Origin of the sequence: Shewanella sp. MF05960 (assembly GCF_050849305.1) — a bacterium.
Lineage (GTDB): Bacteria > Pseudomonadota > Gammaproteobacteria > Enterobacterales > Shewanellaceae > Shewanella.
In genome coordinates, this window is record NZ_JBOZPS010000010.1 from 19,320 (window position 1) to 45,692 (window position 26,373).

A 26,373-nucleotide genomic window follows, 5' to 3' on the forward strand; every position below is an offset into this window, starting at 1 on the left:
ATTTAAATAGTGATCGCTTAAACTGAAGATACTCGTTAGTGATGCACGATTAATTAAGTATATTTAGTGCTAAGCCTATTTAGTGCAATAGAAATTAGTGAAATAGAATTTAGCGACAACAGACAGTTTGTAAACGATTATTGCGACAGATTGATGATAAAAAGATTATTTACAACACATTATTAGTATCACGCCATATTTAATGGTGACATTACATTATCGAATTTGAGGAGATTTTATGAGTAATCAATATGTTCCACCTAAAGTGTGGGTTAACGAAGCCAGTAGTGCTAACAAATGGGCCAATATTAACAGCCCTGTCGCTGGCGCCCGATTTGAAAAGACTCTGCCAGTTGGTGAACATGCATTACAGTTATATTCATTAGGCACGCCTAATGGTCAAAAAGTCACGATTATGCTTGAAGAGCTATTGGCGCTTGGCGTAAAAGAAGCGGAATACGATGCGCATTTAATTAATATCAGCGAGCTTGACCAGTTTTCATCTGGCTTTGTTGGGGTTAACCCAAACTCTAAAATCCCTGCATTAGTCGATAAATCGGCTGCTGAAGACATCAATGTGTTCGAGTCTGCGTCAATTCTAGTGTATTTAGCAGAAAAATTTGGTCACTTTTTGCCTAAATCTGGCCCAGCAAGAACGCAAACGTTTAACTGGTTATTCTGGGCGCAAGGCTCGGCGCCGTTTCTTGGCGGTGGTTTTGGTCACTTCTATGCTTACGCCGATGAAAAGCAAGAATACCCAATCAATCGCTTTGCGATGGAAGTTAAGCGTCAGTTAGATGTATTAGATAAGCAATTAGCAAATAACACCTTTATCGCCGGCGAAGACTTTACCGTTGCCGACATGGCTATTTGGCCCTGGTATGGCAACCTGGTATTAGGCAACTTATATAGCGCTGCAGAGTTTTTAGATGTTGCCAGTTATAAAAATGTTGTCCGTTGGGCTAACCAACTATTACAGCGTCCTGGTGTGCAACGTGGCAAAATTGTCAATACATCATGGGGTGATGTGAGCTTAGCTGAACGTCACAGTGCAGCTGACATTGATGCTGCACTTAACAGTGAAAAATAACCTGTACTAAGGGTATTTTAAGCCAATAAAAAACCTAGCAATGATTGCTAGGTTTTTTTATTGGTTAATGCCTCAAAAGTCTTAACTGAGTTTAAATCACCATGGCCAACTCGGCACCCTGACGAATAGCACGCTTAGCATCAAGCTCTGCTGCCACATCGACTCCACCAATAAGATGGACAGGTAAGCCACTGGCTTTCATTTCATCCACTAATGTGGTGTTAGACACTTGTCCAGCACACAATACAACGTTATCAACGGCAAGAATTTCAGAGTGTTCACCCACTTTGATGTGCAGACCTTGCTCATCAAACTTTTCATAACTCACACCGGTTTTCATTTTCACTTCATGCTGCTTTAACACACTGCGGTGGATCCAACCGGTAGTTTTACCCAGGCCTTTGCCCATTTTGGTCGTTTTACGTTGCAGCAGATACACATCACGACCCGGATGATGTTCAGCTTCTTCGGTTAAGCCGCCAGCATGTTGGTAGGTTTTATCGATACCCCATTGCTGTAACCATTTATCGGTTTGTAAGCTGGTCGATTCACGTTCACATAAAAAGTGCGCCATATCAAAACCAATACCGCCAGCACCGATTAACGCAACAGTTTGACCAATTTCAACCTGACCATTGAGCACTTGTTGATAATCAACCACTTTAGGATTATCAAAGCCCGGTAATTTAAGTTCGCGCGGTACCACACCAGATGAAATAACCACCTCATCAAACTTTTCAGTGGCTAACACAGAAGCATCCAATTTAGTGTTTAAACGTAAATCAATCTTGTGTAATTTAATCTGATTAATAAAGTAACGAATGGTTTCGTTAAATTCTTCTTTACCTGGGATTTTACGCGCCAAGTTAAACTGACCACCGACTTCAGATTTGGCTTCAAACAACACCACATCATGGCCCCGAGTTGCGGCATAAACTGAAAACGCCATCCCTGCAGGGCCTGCGCCCATCACCGCGATGCGTTTCTTATTCGTGGTGGGTGTAAAGTTGATTTCGGTTTCGTAACATGCACGCGGATTGACTAAACAGGTGGCACGTTTCATCGAAAACGTGTGGTCTAAACAGGCTTGGTTACAACCAATACACGTGTTGATTAGTTCAGGGGTATTAGCCGCTGCTTTATTGACAAATTCAGCATCGGCCAAGAAAGGACGCGCCATTGACACCATGTCAGCTTGACCGGATGCAATAATCGATTCACCAATTTCAGGGGTGTTAATTCGGTTGGTAGCAATTAACGGCACCTTGACTTCTTTTTTAAGTCTTTCAGTCACCCAAGAAAATGCACCACGAGGAACACTTGTGGCAATGGTCGGCACACGCGCTTCATGCCAGCCAATCCCGGTATTAATAATGCTGACCCCAGCTTGCTCTAGCCACTTGGCTAATTGCACGACTTCATCCCATGTTGAACCGTTGTCAACCAGATCGAGCATCGATAGGCGGAACACAATAATAAAGTCTTTACCGACTTTTTCACGAATAGCTTCAACAATTTTTACTGGAAATTGTGCGCGGTTATCAAAACTGCCGCCCCACTCGTCACTGCGTTTGTTAGTGCGCGTGCTGATAAATTGGTTAATCAAATAACCTTCAGAGCCCATAACTTCAACACCGTCATAGCCAGCTTTTTTGGCTAATGCGGCACTGGTGGCATAATCTTTAATGGTGCTGCGCACTTGGCGGCCTGACATGGCCGATGGCGTAAACGGAGTGATCGGAGATTTAATTTTGCTCGGCGCTAAACTGAATGGGTGGTAACTGTAACGGCCGGCATGCAATATTTGCATACAAATTTTTCCACCGCCATCATGTACAGCATCGGTAACAATTTTATGTTTACTAACTTGCCAAGAAAAGCTTAACTGGCAAGCATTAGGCGCTAAACGCCCACGTAAATTAGGGGCGATACCACCGGTCACGATTAAGCCTACACCGCCTTCAGCACGTTCTTTATAAAACGCTGCCAGTTTCTCAAATCCGCCTTTTTCTTCTTCTAAGCCTGTGTGCATTGAGCCCATTAACACGCGATTTTTCAGCTGTGTAAAGCCTAGATCTAAAGGTTCTAGTAAGTGTGGAAACGACATTCAAACATCCTTTTTAAACAAGTGATTTAAACCAGCATACAACGACAATTTGAATTGCTCAATCATTTAAACGGTCGTTTGTTAAAAACCTTTACAATTGAGTTTCACATTTAGGTTGATTTTCAGTTAGGATGACTGCATTAGACTGATAAAGGAGTGGCTAATGTCCGCTAAACCCTCGTTTTTAAAAAGAATGTTTTTACTGTTGTGGAATACGGTAAACACTATTCGCAAGCTTATAATTAACTTTATATTTTTTGGTGTATTAGCCATCATATTTGTGGCGGTGCTCAGCAGTGAAGATGAAGTCGTGGTTGAAGACCAATCTGCTTTAGTCCTGAACCTATCGGGCAGCATTGTGGATCAAAAGCACTATGTTGACCCATTTGAAGCGGCATTAACCCAGGGCCAAGATAACGACCCTAGCGGTGAAATCTTATTGGCAGACGTGCTGTACACCATTAATAATGCGACAGAAGATAAGCGCATTACTAGCATCGTACTTGATTTAGCCAACCTACAAAGCGCTGGGATCAGTAAAATGACCGCCATTGGTGAAGCGTTAACCGAGTTTAAAGCTGCCAACAAGTCAGTTATTGCCATGGCGAATGGTTATGATCAAGACCAGTATTTCTTGGCCAGCTTTGCTGACAAGATTTATCTAAATACTAAAGGTATGGTGTCACTTGATGGCTTAAGTCGCTACCGCTTGTATTACAAAGCGGCACTCGAAAAACTGAACATCACCACCCATGTCTTCCGTGTCGGTACGTTTAAATCTGCCGTTGAGCCATTTATTCGTGATGACATGTCTGAAGCAGACAAAGAAGCCAGTAAAGTATTACTCGGCGACATGTGGCAAAGCTACTCCACTATTGTTGCTAGTAACCGTCAAATTACGCCTGATCAATTAGTGCTCAGCACTGATGCCTACCTTGAGCAATTAGAGCAAGCCGATGGCGACAGCGCACAAATGGCGATTAACATGAAGTGGGTTGACGAATTAGTCTCTGCTGATGCGTTTCGTTTAGCCATGATGCAGCGTGTAGGTGCTGATAAAGAAGGTAAAAACTATCGTCAAATTAGTTTTAATGATTACCGCAGCGTCACAGCTCCTATACCACAGTTTATAGAAAATGATTCTGTCGCAGTAATTGTCGCTAAAGGAAACATCCTTAACGGCAAACAACCTGCGGGTCAAATTGGTGGCGACAGTACCTCTGAACTGCTAACAAAAGCACGTTTTGACGACAAGGTGAAAGCGGTTGTATTACGTGTAGACAGCCCTGGTGGCAGTGCATTTGCATCAGAACAGATTCGCCAAGAAGTATTGGCTCTCAAAGCGGCTGGCAAACCTGTTGTGGTTAGCATGGGCAGTTTAGCCGCATCAGGCGGCTATTGGATTGCAGCCAGTGCAGACTATATTATTGCAACGCCTACCACCCTAACCGGCTCGATTGGTATTTTTGGTATGTTTGCCACTTTTGAGAAAGCACTGACTCATATTGGTGTCACATCAGACGGCGTTGCCACATCAGACTGGGCCGGTTTATCTCCAGCTCGCGAGCTGAGTCCACAAGTTGCTGCAGTGATTCAACGTCATATTGAACGCGGTTATCACGAGTTTATCTCGTTAGTGGCACAAGAGCGCCATATGACCTTAGAACAGGTTGATAACATTGCTCAAGGCCGTGTCTGGACAGGTAAACGTGCGTTGACCTTAGGGTTAGTTGATGAATTAGGCGATATGGAAGCGGCATTAGCCAAAGCAGCAGAATTAGCCAAAATGGATAAGTTTGATGTGAAGCTTATCGAGCAAGAATTATCTGCTGAACAACAATTAATGCAACAAGTTCTCGGCGCGTCAGCATCATATATGCCAGGAAGTTTTGGTAAAACAACCATGGTTGAGAAAATGGTTAAGCAATGGGCGGGTGTTTATGAAGAGTTTTCAAAATTTGATGACCCAAATAATGCTTACCTTTATTGTGAACAATGTAGCTATTAATCACGGTTAACCCTCTTTTGCAGAATAACCAAGCCGCATAAGATGAAGATTATTCAAAAAAAGCCTGCATTGCAGGCTTTTTTATTGGGTATCGTTAAATAAACTCGTATAATTTGCGATATCTTCAATGGTTGCTTTATTTGAGTCCAAACTTCATGACAAAACGCTCGATTTACGTTGCATATACTGGCGGTACTATCGGCATGCAAAAAACCGCGAATGGGTTTGTACCCGTTGCCGGTTTTTTAACAGATTGTGTTCAATCTATGCCAGAGTTTTATCATGATGAAATGCCTAATTTTGTTATCCACGAATACAGTCCACTCATCGACTCATCGAACATGGCACCGCCCGATTGGCAAATGATTGCTAATGATATTCAGGCCAACTACGACAAATACGACGGCTTTGTGATTTTGCATGGTACTGACACCATGGCATATACCGCATCGGCACTGTCGTTTATGTTGCAAGGTTTATCCAAACCCGTCATTGTGACAGGTTCGCAAATTCCATTAGCGCAATTGCGCTCTGACGGTCAAACCAACCTACTGAATTCGTTATACATTGCTGCGAACTACCCTGTGGCAGAAGTCTGTTTGTTTTTTAATAATAAATTGTTCCGTGGTAACCGCTCAACCAAAGCTCATGCCGATGGTTTTGATGCCTTTGCTTCACCGAACTTTCCGATATTGTTAGAGGCTGGCATAAAAATTAACCTTAAGGCGGGAAAAATCAGTGCGCCCACCGATCAGCCGCTCGAAGTGGTGACCATTAGCCCGCAACCTGTTGGCGTGGTGACCTTATACCCCGGTATTTCAACTGAAATTTTTATCAACATCTTGCAGCAACCCGTTAAAGCCTTAATCTTGCTCACTTTTGGCGTTGGTAATGCACCGCAAGATAAACAACTGTTAGACACGCTGAAACAGGCTGACGAACGCGGTATTGTGTTAGTGAACCTAACGCAGTGTTTTCAGGGGAAAGTCAATATGGGCGGTTATGCGACGGGTAATGCATTGGCTCAAGCTGGCGTGATTAGCGGATCAGACATGACCATTGAAGCCGCACTCGCTAAACTGCATTATTTACTATCAATTGGTTTGACATCAAATCAAATAAAACAGCGTATGCAACAAAATCTGATTGGTGAGCTTTCGGAAGGGTAATCAATAACGCCTTGATTTTATAACCTATATAAAATAAAAAATGCGAACCTAGCGGTTCGCATTTTTATCAATTAATTTCACTCATGGTAGTGAGCGGTCGTACTCTACGCAGAATTTATCGGTTGCTAGCAATGGATAAATTACAGGTCTGCTTCTTTAAACTCAGCAATCGCTTCGCCTTTAAACTGTTTTTTCAATTCAGTTTTAGACAGTTCATTAATATTACCACCTGATGCAATGGTAAAATGCTCTGTTTGATTCAACTTACGCGCTTGATACATCATCACTACTTGTAACGTTGATTCACGCTGTTGCTCGGTCAACACAGTTCCGTCATCCCATTTACCTAATTCAGTGGCAGACAATAAACGCTGGTACACTTCATCTGGCATTTCATCGATGACTTTATTGATATCGTTCATACTGATTTCCGTTTATGTAACACAATTCTGATCCGAGTGATCAAGTAACCTGTAAAACCTGCCACAAAGCTGGCCACAGCTAAGTACAAGGTGACACCTTGAGCAGGTTCGCCGCCCCAAAACCACACCACTACACCTGCAATGAATAAGGTCAAATAGATAAAACTTTGGTTCATTAAACTGTTTGAACGCTCTATATGACTAATAACAGACAAAGATTGCGTGTTACCAGACAAATCAGTTTTACAATGCGGACATTGTTTGGCTTGGCTGGAAATACGTTTTTGACATTTAGGGCATGCAACTAACGCCATGTTATACCGTTCCTGCTGAGTTCAATTGAGATTATAAGCTATCAACGACAGCGAGCATGGCCACCAATGAAGCTTCGCCTAAATAAATACTGCGCTCTGGAGACCAACCAACAAATGGATCGGCTAGGTTTGCGTTGTCTTTAAACGGCATTTCTAATGTATTAGATAAACATGAGAATGTATTTGCTACCCAGTTAGAACCCACTGTTAAATTAGCTTTACCAGGCTCGTCTTTGTCATATCCAAATTCAGTTTGGAAATCCGCACTGGCAATGGTTAAAGCGCTAACAAACTGTTGTTGTAATGCGGCCATTTTATCATTGTAATTTGGCACACCTTCACAACCCGCTAAAAATACATACGGTAAACCTTCATCACCATGCACATCGTAAAATAGATCTACGCCAGTTTGCTGCATTTTGTTCACTACATAATACACTTCTGGGCTTTTTTCTAGGCTCGGTGTTTGCCATTCACGGTTTAAATTGGTGCCCACAGCATTGGTACGTAAATGACCACGTGCACTTCCGTCTGGGTTCATGTTCGGTACGATATAAAAATTTGCCTTGTCTAACAGCGCTTTAGACGTTGGACAATCGCCGTCTAGTAAACGGTTGAGTAAACCTTCTACTAACCATTCGGCCATGGTTTCGCCAGGATGTTGACGTGCGGTAATCCAGATATTTTTCTTGTCTGAGTCGCCATCACCAATTTTTAGCAACGTCATGTCACGACCATCTAAGGTTAAGCCTAAATGCTCAAGACTCACTGATGGGTGTAATTGGGCTTCACTGATAAGGTCTAGGTGACGCTCGTAGCTGTAAGGTGCAAAGTAGGCAATTTGCATTGCTTCACAGTCTAGCTCTGCTTGAATAGTGAGTACGCCATTTTCATATTGCGTTGGCAGTCTAAACCAGGTTTGACGGTCGTAACTTGCCACGGCTTGATAATCTTCCCAGCCTTTTGGATAAGATGCAGTACCTGCGTTAAGGATATTTAAGGTATAAGTTTGACCGACTTCACCTTCTAAACGGAAATTAAACCATTGATAGAATTCATCGCCAAAGTCAGGACGAATAGCGAGTTGAATGTCATCGTGTTTGTCGATCTTGATGACGTTAATATTGCCACCGTCAAAGTTTGCACTGATCCGCATTGGAATTTCCTTTAATTTGCTTGCGCTTATATTTAACCTGAACTCGGTCTATACCTTTTTTTATGCGCCATAGCTTATCAAATGCGGCTATTAGTGTGAACCTTTTAAAAACTAAAGCTGTAGCCTTGACCGCGTACGGTATTGATCATTTCTCTTGGCAGATTGCCTTTAACTAACTTACGCCGAGTATTACTGATGTGCATGTCTAAATTACGATCAAACCGGCCGTGTTCTTTGTGTAGTACCCGTTGTTGTAATTCCGCTTTTGTCACGACCTCACCCTGATGTTCAAATAAATACTTAAACAAGCGATATTCAGTTTGTGTTAACACTAACGCGTTATCCACTAAATTGACCGTATAGGTGTCGTCTTCAAAGCTAATTTGGGCAGGTTTTACGTCATTAATCGCGGGTTGCGAACGGCGCTTGAGCACATTTAGGCGCAGTTGCAACTCACGAACGTTAACTGGCTGGCTCAAATAATCGTCGGCGCCCAACTCAAGTGCATTAATACGCTCAAGTTCATTGTTCGCATCTGCAATGACAATAATCGGCGTCGGGGCTTGTCGGGCTACCAATAACCAAAAGGAATCCATTTTAGGCACAGAAAAATCAAATAAGATGGCTTCCAGGGTTAACGTTTCCATTTTGATCAGTGCATCAAAGGCATTATCGACTTGATGGACATAGTACCCTTGCGCGCTAAGTTGATGAAATAACTCATGAGCTGCAGAATGTAGATCAATTAATAGAATGTGTTTCATGCTCAACCACTTAATGATAACGATTTCTATTTAGATTATCACAACAATTAACAACTGACTATGTTCCTACATCACAATATGGTCATTCTTTTTCATCAGACATAAAAAATGGCCTGAACATTCAGACCATTCTATTTACACTCACGCAGCTTTGACGATTATTTTTCGCTCATTAATTGCTTAATAAACTTAACTGGCGCACTGCCATAACTTAAAAACGTTTCATGGAACTGTTTTAAGTCAAAATCATCACCTAACTTGGCTTTTTGCTGCTCACGGAAATCATAAATTTCACGATAGCCAGCATAGTAGCTCGTTAACTGGACCTGGCTTAACGTTGCACGGCGCCATTTCCCTTCAGCTTCTGCGCGTTGTTGGAACGCTTCGTTTTCGAGTAAATTGATCACGTCTTGTTCGCCCATACCATTCACCTGGATGCTGTAATCAAGAATGGTGTTGCAAATAACCCGTAAATTCCACTTGTAATACATCAGCCACATTTCAGGTTCAAAATCACCATAGCCCTCTTCTAACATCATGCGCTCAGTGTATACCGCCCAACCTTCAACCATCGCTCCGTTACCAAACAAGCTTTTTACCAGGCTTGGTGATTGGTTTGAATACACAAGCTGGGTGTAATGACCCGGGATCGCCTCATGGATGTTAAGCACCTGTAAAATCCAATGATTATATTCACGTAAATAGCTTTCTGCAGATTCATCGCTCATGCCATCTAACGGCGATACGTTATAGTAGGTATTACCGCCTTGATCGTAAGGCCCTGGCGCACTGATTGACGCTCCAGCAAACCCGCGCATGTATTCTGGAGTCTCACGTACGATTAACGGCTTTTTAGGGTCGAGGGTGACTAATTGCTTGTCGTTAACAAACTTAATCAGTTCAGGAATTTGTTTGCGCACTTCTTGCACAAAATCTTCGCGCTTAACATGTTTAGCCGATAACACATCGATTAACTGACGAATGGCCAATTTGTCATCTGTTGGCTGTGGCGTGTTGATGTACTTAGACCATATTTGGGTGGTGATTTTGGCCATTTCTTGCTGGATTTGATTTTTATCTGCAACCGCTTTGTCAAATAGCTGTTTTGCTGTCATCCCAGACTGAATATCAAAGGCAAACTTTTCTTCGTATAAGGTTTCGCCAATACGAAAATCTCGCGCGCCATCTTTGGTCAGTTTGACTTCAAGTGCCGTTAACCATTCAATGTGCTGGGTTATCGCAGCAGTAGCCGCATCAAAACGTGAGGTAAACAACGCTTTTTGCTCTGCCGTTAAGCCGGAGTCTGCAACTTGTTTAACCAGCGCATCAGACAATACTGAAAACGCACCTTGGTTTTGCATGATGGCTAATTGAGTATGCTCCAGTGTTGGATCACTAATGTTAGCTCTTGCCGCTTCGTAATAAGCAGGTACATTTTCTAATCGGGCAATAACGGAGGTTAAACGTTCATCTAGAGGGGCAAAATCTTCGTTAATGATTTGCGCAAAGCCACCAGACACATTGTAGTTAGACGGATCCCATTGCCAGCTTTTAAAACGTTGTACATCCCACTTCATCGACTCAATAAGGTTAACCAGTAATTTATAATCAATCTGCTGATTAGCCGTTAACGTTAATGGATCAAATTGTGCCAGTGCGGTTTCCTGTTTATCAACAAAAGCCAATGTGCTGTCACGGCTCTGCTGATTCGGAATATCAAGGTAGCCATCGTTTACGTGTTTACCACTGTAAAGCGCCCATGTTGGCGACAGTGTCCATAACTCATCAATAAACTGTTGTGAATAATCGTTAAAGTTTAATTCTACTGCGGCTACTGGTGTGGTAACGTCTTTTGTTGCTGTAGTTTGCTCAGTTGCTACACTCGTTTGATTGTCGCTACAGCCTAGCAAACTGGCTAGTGCAAATGAGACAGCCAACGGCAATAATGCTTTATTCATTTTATATCCCTAAGTTTATCGTTTTTGTATTTTTAATTGGTGTTTAATCGTCGCTTACATGGCGTTAACTATCTGGTTAACGCTCAAGTCGAAAAATAGATTCTCACAATGTCCATAGTTAACCATGTTCGTTTACTATTTGCAGCAACTAGACATCTTTTGTGACACTAAATGATACTTATGCCGTCAATAAATAGATATCCATTTGAGCCATTCACTCGTTATCTTTATCGTCTACCCTATTGTGTGTATCTATGAAGGAAAACACCATGCAAGCGAGCCACATTCGACTGATCCTTAACGGTAAAAAAGCGGCGATTGCCGAGATAAGACAAACCGTTATGCTGCTTCGGGATGAAGGTCATATTATCGATGTTCGGGTTACGTGGGAGCACGCTGATATGCAGCGTTTTATTGATGAAGCGATTAACGATAATGTTGCACGAATTGTTGTGGGCGGCGGTGATGGAACCTTAAACGAAGCCGTCACTGCGTTGCAACTCACTGACGCGCCAGCAAATAACATAGCGCTGGCTTTATTGCCTTTAGGCACCGCAAATGATTTTGCTAGCGCTTGCCATATCCCTGTACACATTCCATCAGCTTTGCGGTTGGCTATTACAGGTAACGCGTTTTATGTTGATGTGATTAACGCATCAAATCTTGATGATACCCACACAACACCGCAGTATTTTATAAACGCTGCGGTTGCAGGTTTTGGCGCACAAGTCACTGCCGAAACGCCAAGCGAGTTAAAAGATTTTTTAGGTGGCGGCGCTTATACCTTAACCGGATTAGCTAAAGCGCTAGGATTTAAGCCTTATCAAGGAAGCATCACAACCGTTAAAGGAAGGTTTGAAGGCGAGATTGTGGTTGGTGCGATGTGTAATGGCCGTCAAGCGGGTGGTGGACAGCTGTTAGCGCCAAAAGCATATATTGATGACGGTTTGATGGATGTAACCTTGTTAAAGTCTTTTTCGCCTTTAGACATTCCCACCGTGATAGAGGAAATATCCACTCTAAGTGGTGAAGCGAAATTTTGTTATCATTTTCAAACTCGTTGGCTTGAAATCGATTTCCCGATTGAGTTGCCACTTAATCTTGATGGCGAGCCATACCCAAGTAAGCAAATGCGTTTTGAAGTTGTACCACACGCGCTGCGAATGGTACTGCCAGATGACTGCCCTTGCCTGTCTGCAAAAACCACGAGTTAACTGGTCACAACATCATCACTAAAGCGCTTAACGTGTAAGCGCCTCATGAGTGAACCTTTAATCCATAAGCAATAAGCAATAAGCAATAAGCAATAAGCAATAAGCAATAAGCAATAAGTTTATAGATTCCAAGGGTTTGGCTTTGGTCCTTTCTTAACAGGCGCTTTCTGAGTTTTGGCTTTTCTAAAATCTGTGTTGTCGCTTTTAGATTTACCTAAACTTAATGTCGGTCTTTCATCCTGCGTTTTGGGCTTATTTTGACGACTTTTAGGCATGTGATTGAGAATAGACTCTGGCACTGGCTTATTCGGCTCAAATCCATCAATGACTTTACGCGCTAACAAATGGCCCAAACGACTCTCAATCATGCACAAGTTCTTAAAATCATCTTTGGAGACAAACGATATCGCTTCACCAGCCGCACCTGCACGGCCAGTACGACCGATACGGTGAATATAATCATCTGCAGGAAATGGTAAGTCGTAGTTAATCACCCGTGATAAATCGTCAATATCGATACCGCGAGATGCAATCCCTGTCGCCACCAGATACTTAATTTTACCCGATTTAAAATCCGCTAAAATTTGTTCACGAACAGGCTGACTGCGGCCACTGTGGATGCATTCCGCCTCGATATCACGTTTTTCTAATTGGCTGACTAACTTGGCGGCGCCTTGCTTGGTTTCAATAAAAATAAGCGCTTGGTCCCAGGCTTCGGTTTTAATCAAATGACTTAATAAAGCAGATTTTTTGTCTTTATCAACCGTGGTTAACCATTGTGAGATTTTTGGCGCTGAGTTTTTATCAGCAATCACTGAGATTTCAACAGGGCGATGAATAGCCGTTTTAGCCAGTGCACGAACTTGGTTCGACAGTGTTGCAGAAAACAATAAGCTTTGACGTTCGGATGGCAGTTTATCAATGATTTTATTGATGTCTTCAATAAAGCCCATATCTAGCATGCGGTCAGCTTCGTCGAGCACTAGTACTTCGACTTCGTCAAAATGTACGGCGCGCTGGGTGTATAAATCGAGAAGACGCCCAGGGGTTGCCACTAAAATATCGACACCGTCGAGCAACGCTTGTTTTTGCGGTTTTTCATCAACACCACCATAAATCACAAACGAGCTCACACCCACATGTTTGGCATAAGCCACTATGTTACTTTGGATCTGTACAGCAAGTTCACGGGTAGGCGTTAAAATGAGGGCGCGAATGCGTTTTTTGCGTTCCGTTTGCGTGTCGGCTAAACGTTCTAATATTGGTAGCACAAAACTCGCGGTTTTACCGGTACCGGTTTGCGCGGCGGCAAGTAGGTTTTTACCTTGTAAAATCACCGGAATGGTTTGTTGTTGAATAGGCGTTGGGTTGCTATAACCCACTTCAGCTAAGGCTTTGACAATAGTGTCGCGTAATCCAAGTGTCGAAAATGGCATGAAATGAGTACTCAATAAGTAGGATAAAAAATAGCGTGGGGTCAGTATAGCATTCACTCATAGGTCAATACACTTGAGTGAAAATAATCTATTAGAAATGAAAAAAGACGTCCGAAGACGTCTTTTTTCATATTTGGCGGTGAGCGAGAGATTCGAACTCTCGTTAGGGATAAACCTAAACACACTTTCCAGGCGTGCGCCTTCAGCCACTCAGCCAGCTCACCAATTTGTCGGATTCAAATACATGACATATTCAAATCCATTTATTCGTTTTCATTAAATATACGCGTTATCAATCTAACCTTGCATATTTAATAAAGCATCACAGTGTTGTAGACGTTAACGTGCTATAGCAGCTGTGATGTTAATCGTGGCGTACTTTACGCAAATGCCGATAGCGGGTCAAGCGAAATAACCCCACTATCAAGCGTTTGCACAAATGCTCGGCAACTTAGGCAAAATCTACCCAATTAAGGTTGGAAATAAGCCTTTAACACCTGCGGCGATCACTTCAATGCCTAAAGACAACATCAGTAGACCCATTAGACGGGTAATTACGTTAATGCCAGTTTTACCTAATAGTTTAAACAGCATTGGCGCCATCCGAAATAAACCCCAACTTACAAGGCCTAAGGTAATAATGGTTAAAAACATACCAATGTAGTTGGTTATTTGGTGATGCTCCGCAGCAAATACAATAACCGAACTAATCGCACCAGGTCCCGCCATTAATGGCAAAGCTAATGGCACTACCGCAACGGATTCCATACCTGAAGACTCACGGTCTTCTTCCTGGTTACGTTTCACTTCACTGATTTTACCTTGCAACATCGACATCGCAATAATACAAATCAAGCTACCACCGGCAATACGAAAAGCCGATAATGAAATACTGAACATACTAAGAATGTAATGCCCTGCTATTGCTGTCACCAATAAAATCACTACCACCGCGAAGTTTGCTACCCGATTAGTATGCTGGCGTTCAACTTCCGTTTGATGGCTGGTTAAACTCACAAATACAGGCAATAATCCTACCGGATTGATAATCGCTAACAGTCCTAAGAAGAACTTGATATAAAGCATAAAATCCACTAACTAAACCCTCTTGATATTACCTGATTTGAAGCTCAATTCTGAGCGCGCTAATGTAGCCGAAACATGTGGATTTACATAATGAGATTTTTTGTTATTTCAGAGCCATTTTGCCATAAAAAAGCTAATGCGAACATGCGGGAAACTCATTAATATAATTCGCACAAAATCTATCAGACTGATTTATTAGGTTATTACTATTTTTAAATTTTTGCAGCATATTCACTTAACATTTTGACAAAAAAAGGGCTACAAAAAATGCAGCCCTTTAATTTAATAACCAACTAACTTAATCAACTTAAATTAGAAGTTAACTTTCATTCCTACAAACGCACGACGACCTACTAGATCATATAAAGCGTCATTTGTATATCCTGGAGGTAGTTTATCGAATACATTTCGAATACCGCCATTAACAAATAGATTATCACTCACGCGATATGAAGCAGTAAAATCATGAGTGGTAAGTGATGGCACCCAACCTTGAGCTAAATCTTCAGGTGAACCACCATTTGGTGACACATCATAGGTTACGACACGATCAATATAACGCGTTGCCCAACTAAGTTGGAGGTCATCAATACGATAATCGATAGTCATACGTAATTGAAGCTCTGGATCGCCGACTTCACCTTTCTCATCATTGATTTCATCAGGACGGTCTTGGAATTCAAAACGTTCAAGTTCAATCAAGTGGTTACCTAAAAGGCCAAAACTTAGCTCACCAGGCATGTCAAAAGTGGACATATCCATTTTATAACTTGCTTGAAATTCTAAACCTTTAGTGTAGATAGCAGAAGCATTTAAGTACCCTGAACGCACTAATTCGATGTCATTTGATGCGTTACGGTCTATTTGCGAACAATAACCGGCATCTGGTCCACCTGTAGCATCTACACAGTTATCAGCAATATCTTGAGCATCAACAAATAGAATAGCATCTTCAATATCAATATCGTAATAATCTATTGTAAAAGATAAGTTATCAACAAATGTAGGCACCCAAACTAAGCCTAAAGTCATTGATGAAGAACTTTCTGACTTTAACTCTGGGTTACCACCAGATAATGTATCTACACTGACGTTATCGTTGGCTTGGAAACCGCTAGGTACTCCTATTGCCGCACAGTTAGCTACTCGATCAGGATCGTCATTGATATTATCGGCATCACATGGGTCACTCACTGTAGCAAAACCTGGCGACACAGGATCGAAAGCCTCACCAATATTAGGCGCACGAACCGCTTCACCGATTGTTCCACGTAAGCTTAACTCTTCGATTGGCGAGTAGAACATGCCAACTTTCCATGCTTCAGTTTTACCTGCGTGAGAATAATCAGCTGAACGATAAGCTGCATCAACACTTAACTCATGGATAAGAGTCATATCTTTAATTAAAGGAACATTTATTTCGATAAAATATTCACTTACATCATATTCACCAAATGCATCTGGTGTCGCTGCACCGGATAGGAAACCTGCTTTCGTGAATTCATCTGTGGTTGTTTCAGATGTTTCTTCTCGATATTCAAAACCAACAACAACATCGACAGCGCCACCTTGAAGTTCAAAGAACTCAGATGAGTCAGTCGTTAGTGTTCCGCCAATGACTTCTTGCGTTATAACGTCTTGACGAGTTACATCAGCTGAAATCCAATCTTTTGCTTCTTGAGAAGCATTATTGAGTCCAAACGGATTATAGGCAACACAATCTGCGCTATTAACAGATGCACTACTGGTATAACCGTCAGGTTGTGCACTTTCAACTTGACTTCTACAAGCAGCAAGACCGGTGTCAGGATCAATTACAGAATCTAATGAATCAAGGAAATTATTTGGGATTAGGTCATTCAGAGTTTTACGTTGGTTATCGGTACGGCCATAAACGTAAAAGGTTTCATAATCAAACATGGTTTCACTTAACGTAAACCCACCCCGTACTCCACCCACATAACGGAAAGTTTCGCGGACGTTATCAGCTGAACGGTTTCCAAGCTCATCAAAGAATTTGGCAAAACCAAACGAGCTTTGTCCTGCATCAAGCATCGTCTGTCTTAATCCGGCATCAAGGAATGCATTATCTTGAACATTGACACTTACATTACCAAAACGGAATGATGGTTGAAATTGTTGCTTAATATCTGAACGTACATATTTCACATCACTGTAAAAATTAATATTATCATTGATATCATAGTTGAACGTTGAGCCGATATTTATTTTTTCTACGGCAGGAGTGTAGTTTTCATAATCCTCACCATTAAAACAATAATCGCAGCCATCAGGGAAAGAACCGAATGCAAAACTATTCGACAAATCACGCTCTGTTTGCACAAGAGGATTGCCTGCGTCATCGAAGACCCAACGCCCTGCAGCACCACCGAATGCGTTAGCAACACCATTTGCATGGATCATTTCAGAAGAAACATTTCGTCTTCTTAACCTATCAGGAATACCGTCGTTTTCACCAGTATCGGCAGGATTGGCAACTGTGCCCCAACCTTCAAACTGACGAATATCTTCAGACATGACTTCTTTGGTCCTGTCGTATCCGGCAAAGAACGTGACATTACCTTTACCATTAGAAATGGTCTGCACCCGCTAAAATATCAAATGAATGGTCTTTCGTACCTACTCCTTCTAAAGAATCGGAAGCAGTTGCATTGAATTCAAAACCTTCATAGTTATCTTTTAATATAATATTGATAACACCAGATACCGCATCAGAACCATAAATAGCAGATGCACCACCAGTAACAATATCAACTCTGTCGATTAGACTTGCTGGGATCGTTGACAAATCTACCTGTGCCGAACCAGCTGAACCTGCAACATGTCGTTTGCCATTTATAAGAACCAATGTTCTATTCGAACCTAAACGGCGTAAATCTGCTGAACTGACACCGGCTTCAGAATTACTATTATTATTACCAATAATAGTGTTAGTTGCGCCAATTGACGGTAGTTCTGAAAGAACGCTCGCTAAATCTGAATTACCAAATTTGGCTAACTCTTCTGAAGAAATACTCACAATAGGAGCTGGTTGAGTTAATTCCGCTTTTGCAATACGAGAGCCTGTAACGGCAATCTTCTCGATTTTTTCATCATCATTAATTTCATCTGCTGCATAGACTGGTAATGCTAGAGTAGCAATGGTTCCCATTGCCATAGCAAGGCGTATAGAGCGTGATAACTTTGAGTTTATAAACATGAATTCTCCCTGATATATTCATATTAGTAATTAAATTACATCCGTTAAGATTAAAACTTCGAATCGTTTTTTATTTAACCAACCTTAACGGCTTTTCCTTTTTGCAACATAATTTAAACATTAAAACCATTATCATTCAACACTTACAACCATATTTAATCACTCAAATTCATATGTACTCTAAAACGGGACCTTCTCAGGTTTAAAATTGGTGTTTAGTGCATGTAAATTGTCAGCAATACCATTTGTAGGATTGATGTTTTAGAAGGTAGGAGCATTCTATTGAGGGTTAGTTGATACGTAATGATCATTGTAAATTGAATGATTTGAATAAATCATGAATCTAATTAGTCATTGACAGCCAACTCTAACTTGAGCTTTAAGTGTTACCTTTCAGTAGCTTAGAAAAAACACCTTTTGACGACTCTCATTTTTAAGTTATTTTTAAGTTATTTTTAAGTTATTTTTAAGTTATTTTTAAGTTATTTTTAAGTTATTTTTATCCACTAATGCTATTAAGATTTAAAGTATTCTCAAATAAACTATGCCTTTTATGACGCATTTTATTTAGATTAATTACTCAATTATTACTCAATTATTATCATGCATATTTTATTATGTAACAAAAATACATTAAAAATACTGCAGTACTACCACTTAAATTAAAGTTATGCTATCAGCTTAAAGGTAAAAATAATTGATCTGATATCCAATGGTAGAGATTGTATATAACTTATAAAATTTTTTTCTAATTATTTATTATTAATTTGGCATATAGGGCACGTTTACCGTTCTAGAATAAACATCAGTTCATTTAACTACCACAATGAGTTTCTTTTTTATGACTTGGATAATTTCTTGTTCTTTTACTATATTTTAAGACAAACAGAGTAGTGCATAAAATAGACATCTACCCCGTTATCTGCAATTTAATTAACATTGGTTAGTGACTAAATTCTTAAGCGATGAGAACCTGTTAGTCATATATCCCTAAGGAAAGTGCAGTAGATAATACTCTACTGAGTTTTTATGTCTGATCACTCTCATTATTGTTGAATATATACACATAAAACGATTTTAGTGGCTGTATACCTTAAAGATATGTCGATAAACAACAAATCATAACATTGAACATAAAACCATCATGATGAAAAATACTAACATTACTGTTATTTTGCTCATAAAAAAGAGATGCCACCTTAGGGGACATCTCTGTTTAATTGAGTCTTACCGTTAAGTCATATTAACGGTATTGCGTCAGTTCATCGTAATGACTATTTTGCTGTCCAGCGATCCATCCAACCGAGTACATTTTTGTACCATTGTTGCAGGTTGTCCTGGTTTAAAATCCAGTGATTTTCATCAGGGAACACTAACAACTCAGATGGTATACCATTACGTTGCATGTAAGTGTATGCCGCCAGGCCTTGACCATAAGGTACGCGGTAATCTTTTTCACCGTGAATGACTAACATTGGCGTTTTCCAGTTTTCAACATAGTTAACTGGGTTAAACTTCTCAAACAATTCTTTGTTTTTGTCGTACGAACCGCCAAATTCATATTCTGGGAACCATAGCTCTTCTGTTACGTAGTACATTGAACGCATGTCAAATAGACCCGCATGGTTAACAAGACACTTGAAACCATCGTTCCATTTACCTTGGAACCAGTTCATCATGTATCCACCGTATGAGCCACCTAATGCACAAGCATTGTTTGCATCTAACCAAGGTTGCTGAGCGGTGACAGACGCCATGCCCTTTTTAAGATCTTCCAGTGGCTTGCCGCCCCAATCTTTACCGATTGAGTCAGTAAATGCTTGGCCATAACCGGTAGAACCGTGGAAGTCGACCATCACTACGCCATAACCTGCGCCAGCCCAAAGCTGGGCATTCCAACGACCACTGAATCCATTGCCAAATGAACCTTGTGGGCCACCGTGTACTAAATACGCGATTGGGTATTTTTTACCTTCTTCATAATTAGCCGGTTTTATCCAGTAACCATGTACGGTTTCATCATTCCAACCTTTAAAGTTGAACTGTTCAAACTCGCCAAATTTAATATTGGCCAATTTGTCTTTGTTGACATCGGTAAGCTTAGTAAGTTGCTCACCTTCTGCCGTTACGCTATATAGATCGCCTGGTTCAACCAGTGATGACTTTTGGAAAATCAATTTGTTGTTAGTGACCGCGATTAAACTATTGCTGCCTTGATTATAAATAGGACGCACATCACCAAATTGAGTGTTCACTTCAAAAATAGTGACCTGACCCACATCTTGTGCGGTGACATATAAAGTACGACCATCGGCACTGAAATTAAGCGAACTTGCACTGCGATCCCATAGAGGCGCGACTTCTTTTTCCTGTCCTGTGACATTGTCACGTAACATGATGCGGTAACGGTCTGCTTCATAACCTGGCTTGGTCATGGCTAAGTACGCTAAATAACGACCATCAGCAGAAAATGTAGGCTGTGAGTCCCATGCGGTATTGGCTTCGGTTAAATTAACCGTGTCGCCACCTGCCACAGGTACTTGCCATAAATCATAATTGGTTGTCCAGGCTTGATCGCTACTTGGCGCTTTTGCGCTATACACCACGTATTTACCATCTGGCGTAAAGGTCACTTCTTCCATTCCAGAAAATGGCTTTGGAGGCGTTTCAGTGTCACGATTCGCGGTAACATTGGTTGGCTCAGTGATTTTTTTACCGTTTAATTGTGCTACAAATAAATGGTTACGTGCATGGTCTTCCCAGGTATCCCAGTGACGAACCATTAATTGCTTATATTCGCGGCCAGACGTTTTGCTTTCATCAATGGCAGTAAACTTGTCTTTAGAACACGCTAAGTCTTTACACTCAGGAAACACGCGCATGGTCATAACAACTTGCTTGCCATCTTGAGACAATTTGTAGCCATTCACATCTAACGGTAAATCCGTTACCGCGATGGCTTCGCCACCGTTGAGGGCTAACTGATATAACTGACTGCTACCCGTGCGGCTGGCAAGGAAATAAATTGACTGGCCATCTGATGAAAAACTCACATCATGTTCAGTACCCGCAGCAGCCGTTAGCTGTTTAGGTTTTGCGTTTTTGTTGCTTAAATCGAGCAAGTACAGATCCGAACTCGCCTCGCCTTTTTCATCAACGACTTTAACGCCATAAACGAGGTTTTTACCGTCGTTTGAGACAGCGGCTGAATGGACTTTATTTAAATTAACGAGTTGCTGAACATTAAACGGTGTCGGCTCAGCCGCCAGCGCTGACGTTGCCATTCCGGCGGCAACCAGTGCAAATAATACAGAGGACTTTTTCATTGTTATAGAGTCTCAGTTGTTTTAGGTAGAAATCATGCTGAACCTAATTTAGGATCAACATATCAATATGTATTGCAGACTAGCGAAAGCAAAACGCTCAAGCAACAGGCCTTTTGTAAAAAGCTGTAAACTTGAGCGTCTTATCACATGACATCTTGTTGTTTAACAAGCTTATCGATGCTTTCTAGCAGCTTGCGATTACTTAGCTTTGCTATTGGCAATATTGACTTTCCATATTGCAGGTCCTGTCTCGTGAGCGTTAACGCCATTAGAGTCTACAGCAACGGTAACCGGCATATCTTGAACGTCAAACTCGTAAATGGCTTCCATTCCCAAGTCTTCAAATGCTACAACACGGGCTTTTTTAATCGCTTTAGACACTAAATAAGCTGCGCCGCCCACAGCCATTAAATAAACTGCTTTGTGTTTTTTAATTGAAGCCACGGTTTCAGGGCCACGCTCAGATTTACCAATCATGCCCATTAGACCGGTTTTGTCTAACATCATGTCGGTGAATTTATCCATACGGGTTGCCGTTGTTGGGCCTGCTGGGCCAACAACTTCATCACGAACCGGATCAACTGGGCCAACGTAGTAAATAAACTTGCCGGTAAAATCAACGCCTGCAGGTAAACCTTCGCCAGAATCTAATAGCGATTGAATACGCTTATGCGCAGCATCGCGACCGGTTAGCATTTTACCGTTAAGTAATAAGGTATCGCCGCTCTTCCAGGTTTCGATTTCAGCTTGAGTGATGTTATCTAGATTGACACGGTGAGTGTTCTCGCCTGCTTCGCGAGTGATTTCAGGCCAATCAGATAATGATGGTGGTGCTAAATCAACTGGGCCTGTACCGTCTAAATGAAAATGCACATGGCGGGTTGCAGCGCAATTTGGGATCATCACCACCGGCTTTGAGGCTGCATGAGTTGGCGCTGATTTGATTTTAATGTCTAGCACGGTGGTTAAACCACCTAAACCTTGAGCGCCTATGCCTAAATTGTTAGCGCGCTCAAAAATATCTAAACGTAATTTCTCTTCGGTCGTTACCGCACCGCGCGCCATTAACTCGTGGATATCAACCGGATCCATTAATGACTCTTTTGCCATTACTGCGGCTTTTTCAGCCGTGCCGCCAATACCTATGCCAAGCATACCTGGTGGACACCAACCTGCGCCCATAGTCGGTAAGGTTTTTTCAACCCAGGCAGCAATATCATCAGACGGGTTTAACATCGCCATTTTAGATTTGTTTTCAGAACCGCCGCCTTTGGCTGCAATCATTACTTCAACTTGATTGCCGGCAACCATATCAATGTGTACCACTGACGGGGTGTTGTCTTTGGTATTTTTACGCGTGCCAGCAGGATCTGCGACAATCGATGCACGCAATGGGTTATCTGGATTGGTGTAAGCGCGGCGAACACCTTCATCGACCATTTCTTGTACTGTCATGTCTGTTTTATCCCACTGTACAGACATACCAATTTTAACAAATGTGGTCACAATACCGGTGTCTTGACACAGCGGACGCTTACCTTCTGCTGACATGCGCGAGTTAATTAAGATTTGTGCAATCGCATCTTTAGCTGCAGCACTTTGTTCACGCTTGTAGGCATTGAACATCGCATCAACAAAATCTTTTGGATGATAGTAAGAAATGTATTGCAGTGAATCAGCGATACTCTCAATAAAGTCGGCCTGTTTAATTACAACAGGAGTATTGGAAATCGTTGTAGGGGTATTGCTCGACATATGGGGCGCTCCAGCAGCCATTGCGGCCTAACATTATTATCTTTATCAACAGAAACGTTTGGGTAACCATCTCGTTATTATTAACTGACTCAATCACGCGTCATTAAACGGCTACCAAACGAGGTTAACTATTTAGACCAATATGATACTCTTTCCATCCTTTTTGGGCTACATCACATTTTTAGATAAGGGTAATCGATGTTTGCGCGGGTAAAAAACGCACTCTATGGGCAAAAATTAGATTGGGAAATTGACACTAAACAACTGTTTGCATTATTTAGTGAAAACCCCTGGGCCATATTACTCGACTCCGCCAATGCCGCGCACCCAGATGCGAAGTTTGACATTATTGCCATTAACCCTATTGCGACCTTAACCAGCGATGATGGCCTGTGCCAATTTACCCCTATCCATCACGATATTGCGCAACTGAATATTACGCCTTCTGCTGCGCTGTCGCCCCTTGAAAACTTAGCCCACATTCACACTTTGCTTTATCCCACTCAACAAGCATGTGAACACCCATTTAGTGTTGGCGCTGTCGGCGCATGGGGTTATGATTTAGGCCGCACAATTGAAAAACTGCCAAAAATTGCCAACAAAGATATTCACCTGCAAGAGATGAATGTCGGGTTTTACGATTTTTGCTTGCTTTATTGCTATACCGAAAAGTGCTGGTTTGCTTACCATTACAATGGAAAGATAGCGCTTGAAACTGAAGTGAATTTAATTCAATTAAAAATAAAAAATCAGTATAACCTCAATAAAGTGTCTCAAGCGGCCACACAAGATTTCACCTTAACCTCAGCATGGCAAAATCAACTCACTGAGCAGCAATACCAGCAAAAATTTGCTCAGGTACATGAGTATTTACTTAGCGGCGATTGCTATCAAATCAATTTAACTCAGCGTTTTGAAGCACACTATCAAGGTGACGAATGGCAGGCTTATTGTGCATTGTCGCATGCTAACCAAGCGCCCTTTTCAGCATTTATGCGTTTACCCGAGCATTGTGTGTTATCCATTTCGCCTGAACGCTTTATACGGTTACAGCAAAAACATATTGAAACAAAGCCCATCAAAGGTACCTTGCCACGTAGTATTGACCCCGTTCAGGATCAACATGCTGCCGACACGCTAAGCCATTCTGAAAAAGATCGCGCTGAAAATGTCATGATTGTTGATTTACTGCGTAACGATATAGGTAAAGTAGCAGCGCCTGGCAGTGTTAAAGTGCCGTCTTTATTTGCTATTGAGAGTTTTCCTGCTGTGCATCATTTAGTGAGCACAGTAACCGCTACTCTGGCAGCCGATCATAATGCCTTTGATTTACTCCAGGCCGCCTTTCCTGGCGGTTCTATTACTGGCGCACCTAAAATACGCGCCATGCAAATTATTGAAGAATTAGAACCATCAAGACGTAATCTTTATTGCGGCAGTATTGGTTACATCAGCCAGGACGGTAATATGGACACCAGTATTACCATTCGCACCTTAGTGACCGAGCAAAACCGTATTTATTGTTGGGCTGGTGGCGGTATTGTGGCGGATTCTGATGCGAAAGCGGAATATCAAGAAAGCTTTGATAAAGTCAGTAAAATCTTGCCCTTATTAGAGAGTCTTAATAAACAATAGTACGCTGATATTTGCTAGGTCGTTAAATCTCTGTATTTAATTGAGCCAAAAAGCTTTTCATATACTTAATTCTTTTGCTGGCTTCTATTTTTGCAGATTCGGTGTGCATGGTGTCAGCAAGCTTAAATAATTTTGTGTAAAAGTGGTCAATCGCAAAAAGACGATCATTAGCTTGTCTGTTTATACAAAATGGATCATCCACATTATACAAGCTCACACCAAGGCTGGTGCTGACTTGAAGACATCTTGCTATACCTATGGCGCCTAATGCATCTAACCTGTCGGCATCTTGAACTATTTTGGCTTCTATACTTTGTGGCGCAACATTGGCGCTAAAGCTGTGCGCAACTATCGCATGGTGAATGGCAGGTAAAAATTGAGTTGGATAATCAATACCCTCTAAAAAAGCAATGGCTTTATCTGCCGCATAACGTGAGCTTTGAGCACGGTCTCGATGATTTTTAGCAAACGAGAAGCAATCGTGTAAATAAGCTGCTGGTATGACTATCGCAGGGTCAGCGCCTTCAGTGACACATAATGCTTTAGCCGTGTTAACCACTCTAAACACATGATTAAGATCATGAGCTAAGTCTTGTTGCATCTCAGTGTTAATAAACGCAATTAATTGATATTCATATTGCTCTTTCATGTTATTCCTCGCGTATCGCGTTAGCCAACCTAATGAGCCCAAACTGCATAGTCAATTTTTTGCAGCAAGGTATTTTAACCAATAAGCATTAGCCGGCAATAACTTTAATTGGTTCATCGAGTACCCATTTTTGAACCATATACCCGAGAAACGAAGGCGTTTATGTGCTTAATTTGCGCTGTGATATTCTGCAACAAGCATTAGCATCTTTGACCACTCGCTCAAATACTTCTTGAGCATTCACTCAAAACCTGTTTCAATATCAGCCTTAACTGAAAAAGGAGCTCACATGCTTAAGTTTTATTTCCACCCTGGCCCTAACCCAATGAAAGTTGCTCTATTCTTAGCTGAAACAGGTTTACCGTTTGAGCTTGTGCCTGTAGATACTCTTAAAGGTGAGCAACATACTGCTGAATTTAAAGCGATTAATCCCAATGCTAAAACGCCTGCGATTGATGATAATGGTGTAAGAGTTTTCGACTCTAACGCGATTTTGTTATACCTGGCTGATAAGTCTGGCCAGTTAACGGGTAAAGCGGAAGATCGCGGTGAGTTGTTGTCGTGGTTAATGTTTATTGCCACTGGCCTTGGTCCTTTTTCTGGTCAATCCGTTCATTTTAGACATCATGCTCCTGAAAAAATCGCCTATGCCACTAACCGTTATTTACGTGAAGCACAGCGCCATTACGAAGTATTAAACGATCATTTAGCGGGTCGTGAGTACCTAGTGGGTGATGAATACACCATTGCGGACGTTTCTGCATGGGGTTGGATTGATAAAGCGACGGTTGTGCTTGGTGAGGAAGGTTTAGCACCATACCCTAATCTACAGCGCTGGTTTGATCGCGTGAGTGCACGCCCTGCCATTGAAACGGCTCGTAATTTTGGAAAAGATGTCGCTTTTAAAGGCGAGTTTGATGATGAGGCAAAACGGGCTTTCTTCCCACAGAACTTTCCAAAAGCTTAAGTTTCACACCTAGATGTAAATTGAAGGTTTAAATTGCTTAGATTTAAATAAAGATCTTTAAATAAAGCGATTTAAACAGGCGCTTTCGTCAATAAAC

The 26,373-nt window shown here is 41.6% G+C and carries 19 protein-coding genes and 1 tRNA gene; 6 read left to right on the forward strand and 14 right to left on the reverse strand.

What is annotated here, in order from left to right; genetic code table 11:
- The first annotated feature begins 238 nt into the window (after window positions 1–238).
- Window positions 239–1,090: a glutathione-dependent disulfide-bond oxidoreductase gene (gene yghU, locus ACROAE_RS11725; protein WP_432401913.1), complete on the forward strand. Its 852-nt coding sequence runs from the start codon at window positions 239–241 to the stop codon at window positions 1,088–1,090.
- Window positions 1,091–1,181: 91 nt separating this feature from the next.
- On the opposite strand, the gene ACROAE_RS11730 is transcribed toward yghU, so the two are convergent.
- The gene (locus tag ACROAE_RS11730) at window positions 1,182–3,197 is read right to left on the reverse strand and encodes an FAD-dependent oxidoreductase (RefSeq protein WP_432401915.1); all 2,016 of its coding nucleotides are present in this window, start codon (window positions 3,195–3,197) and stop codon (window positions 1,182–1,184) included.
- Window positions 3,198–3,360: 163 nt separating this feature from the next.
- Between ACROAE_RS11730 and sppA the strand changes: the two genes are divergently transcribed.
- Together sppA and ansA are read left to right on the forward strand one after the other, a co-directional pair.
- Window positions 3,361–5,205, forward strand: coding sequence for a signal peptide peptidase SppA (gene sppA / locus ACROAE_RS11735; protein ID WP_432401917.1), 1,845 nt, complete (start codon window positions 3,361–3,363; stop codon window positions 5,203–5,205).
- Window positions 5,206–5,360: 155 nt separating this feature from the next.
- Window positions 5,361–6,374: an asparaginase gene (ansA, locus tag ACROAE_RS11740; RefSeq protein WP_432401919.1), complete on the forward strand. Its 1,014-nt coding sequence runs from the start codon at window positions 5,361–5,363 to the stop codon at window positions 6,372–6,374.
- Between the two features lie 140 nt (window positions 6,375–6,514).
- On the opposite strand, the gene ACROAE_RS11745 is transcribed toward ansA, so the two are convergent.
- The 5 genes from ACROAE_RS11745 to ACROAE_RS11765 form a co-directional block, all read right to left on the reverse strand.
- On the reverse strand, window positions 6,515–6,796 hold the full coding sequence (locus ACROAE_RS11745; protein WP_432401921.1) for a YeaC family protein: 282 nt from the start codon (window positions 6,794–6,796) through the stop codon (window positions 6,515–6,517).
- Window positions 6,793–7,110: a zinc ribbon domain-containing protein gene (locus ACROAE_RS11750; protein ID WP_160054759.1), complete on the reverse strand. Its 318-nt coding sequence runs from the start codon at window positions 7,108–7,110 to the stop codon at window positions 6,793–6,795. The genes ACROAE_RS11745 and ACROAE_RS11750 overlap by 4 nt, the downstream gene beginning before the upstream one ends.
- A gap of 31 nt (window positions 7,111–7,141) precedes the next feature.
- Window positions 7,142–8,266, reverse strand: a complete 1,125-nt coding sequence (locus ACROAE_RS11755) for a M14 family metallopeptidase (protein WP_432401924.1) — start codon at window positions 8,264–8,266, stop codon at window positions 7,142–7,144.
- 104 nt (window positions 8,267–8,370) lie between these two features.
- Window positions 8,371–9,030, reverse strand: a complete 660-nt coding sequence (locus ACROAE_RS11760) for a response regulator transcription factor (protein WP_432401926.1) — start codon at window positions 9,028–9,030, stop codon at window positions 8,371–8,373.
- A gap of 158 nt (window positions 9,031–9,188) precedes the next feature.
- A complete protein-coding gene (locus ACROAE_RS11765) occupies window positions 9,189–10,988 on the reverse strand; it encodes a DUF885 domain-containing protein (RefSeq protein WP_432401928.1) in 1,800 nt (599 codons plus the stop codon).
- A gap of 269 nt (window positions 10,989–11,257) precedes the next feature.
- Here ACROAE_RS11765 and yegS point away from each other — a divergent pair, with 269 nt between their 5' ends.
- Window positions 11,258–12,202, forward strand: coding sequence for a lipid kinase YegS (gene yegS, locus ACROAE_RS11770; RefSeq protein ID WP_432401930.1), 945 nt, complete (start codon window positions 11,258–11,260; stop codon window positions 12,200–12,202).
- A gap of 119 nt (window positions 12,203–12,321) precedes the next feature.
- On the opposite strand, the gene ACROAE_RS11775 is transcribed toward yegS, so the two are convergent.
- The 7 genes from ACROAE_RS11775 to ACROAE_RS11805 all read right to left on the reverse strand — a co-directional run bounded on the left by ACROAE_RS11775 (window position 12,322) and on the right by ACROAE_RS11805 (window position 23,025).
- Entirely contained in the window at window positions 12,322–13,638 is a 1,317-nt protein-coding gene (locus ACROAE_RS11775; protein WP_432401932.1) for a DEAD/DEAH box helicase, read from the reverse strand.
- A 134-nt stretch (window positions 13,639–13,772) separates the two neighbouring features.
- Window positions 13,773–13,862: transfer RNA gene (locus tag ACROAE_RS11780), tRNA-Ser, on the reverse strand.
- Window positions 13,863–14,100: 238 nt separating this feature from the next.
- Entirely contained in the window at window positions 14,101–14,724 is a 624-nt protein-coding gene (locus ACROAE_RS11785) for a YchE family NAAT transporter (RefSeq protein WP_432401934.1), read from the reverse strand.
- Window positions 14,725–15,036: 312 nt separating this feature from the next.
- Window positions 15,037–17,262 carry a TonB-dependent receptor domain-containing protein gene (locus ACROAE_RS11790; RefSeq protein ID WP_432401936.1) on the reverse strand — a complete coding sequence of 742 codons (2,226 nt, stop codon included), beginning with the start codon at window positions 17,260–17,262 and terminating at the stop codon, window positions 15,037–15,039.
- Window positions 17,263–17,314: 52 nt separating this feature from the next.
- The gene (locus tag ACROAE_RS11795; RefSeq protein WP_432401938.1) at window positions 17,315–17,944 is read right to left on the reverse strand and encodes a TonB-dependent receptor plug domain-containing protein; all 630 of its coding nucleotides are present in this window, start codon (window positions 17,942–17,944) and stop codon (window positions 17,315–17,317) included.
- A 1,274-nt stretch (window positions 17,945–19,218) separates the two neighbouring features.
- Complete coding sequence (locus ACROAE_RS11800; protein WP_432401940.1) at window positions 19,219–21,270, reverse strand: prolyl oligopeptidase family serine peptidase; 2,052 nt, start codon at window positions 21,268–21,270, stop codon at window positions 19,219–19,221.
- Window positions 21,271–21,468: 198 nt separating this feature from the next.
- Complete coding sequence (locus ACROAE_RS11805) at window positions 21,469–23,025, reverse strand: fumarate hydratase (protein WP_432401942.1); 1,557 nt, start codon at window positions 23,023–23,025, stop codon at window positions 21,469–21,471.
- A 198-nt stretch (window positions 23,026–23,223) separates the two neighbouring features.
- On the opposite strand from ACROAE_RS11805, the gene pabB reads away from it, so the two are divergent.
- A complete protein-coding gene (gene pabB, locus ACROAE_RS11810; protein WP_432401944.1) occupies window positions 23,224–24,660 on the forward strand; it encodes an aminodeoxychorismate synthase component I in 1,437 nt (478 codons plus the stop codon).
- A 22-nt stretch (window positions 24,661–24,682) separates the two neighbouring features.
- On the opposite strand, the gene ACROAE_RS11815 is transcribed toward pabB, so the two are convergent.
- Window positions 24,683–25,309, reverse strand: coding sequence for an HD domain-containing protein (locus ACROAE_RS11815; RefSeq protein ID WP_432401945.1), 627 nt, complete (start codon window positions 25,307–25,309; stop codon window positions 24,683–24,685).
- 289 nt (window positions 25,310–25,598) lie between these two features.
- On the opposite strand from ACROAE_RS11815, the gene ACROAE_RS11820 reads away from it, so the two are divergent.
- Window positions 25,599–26,276, forward strand: a complete 678-nt coding sequence (locus tag ACROAE_RS11820; RefSeq protein WP_432401946.1) for a glutathione S-transferase family protein — start codon at window positions 25,599–25,601, stop codon at window positions 26,274–26,276.
- The last annotated feature ends 97 nt before the right edge of the window (window positions 26,277–26,373 follow it).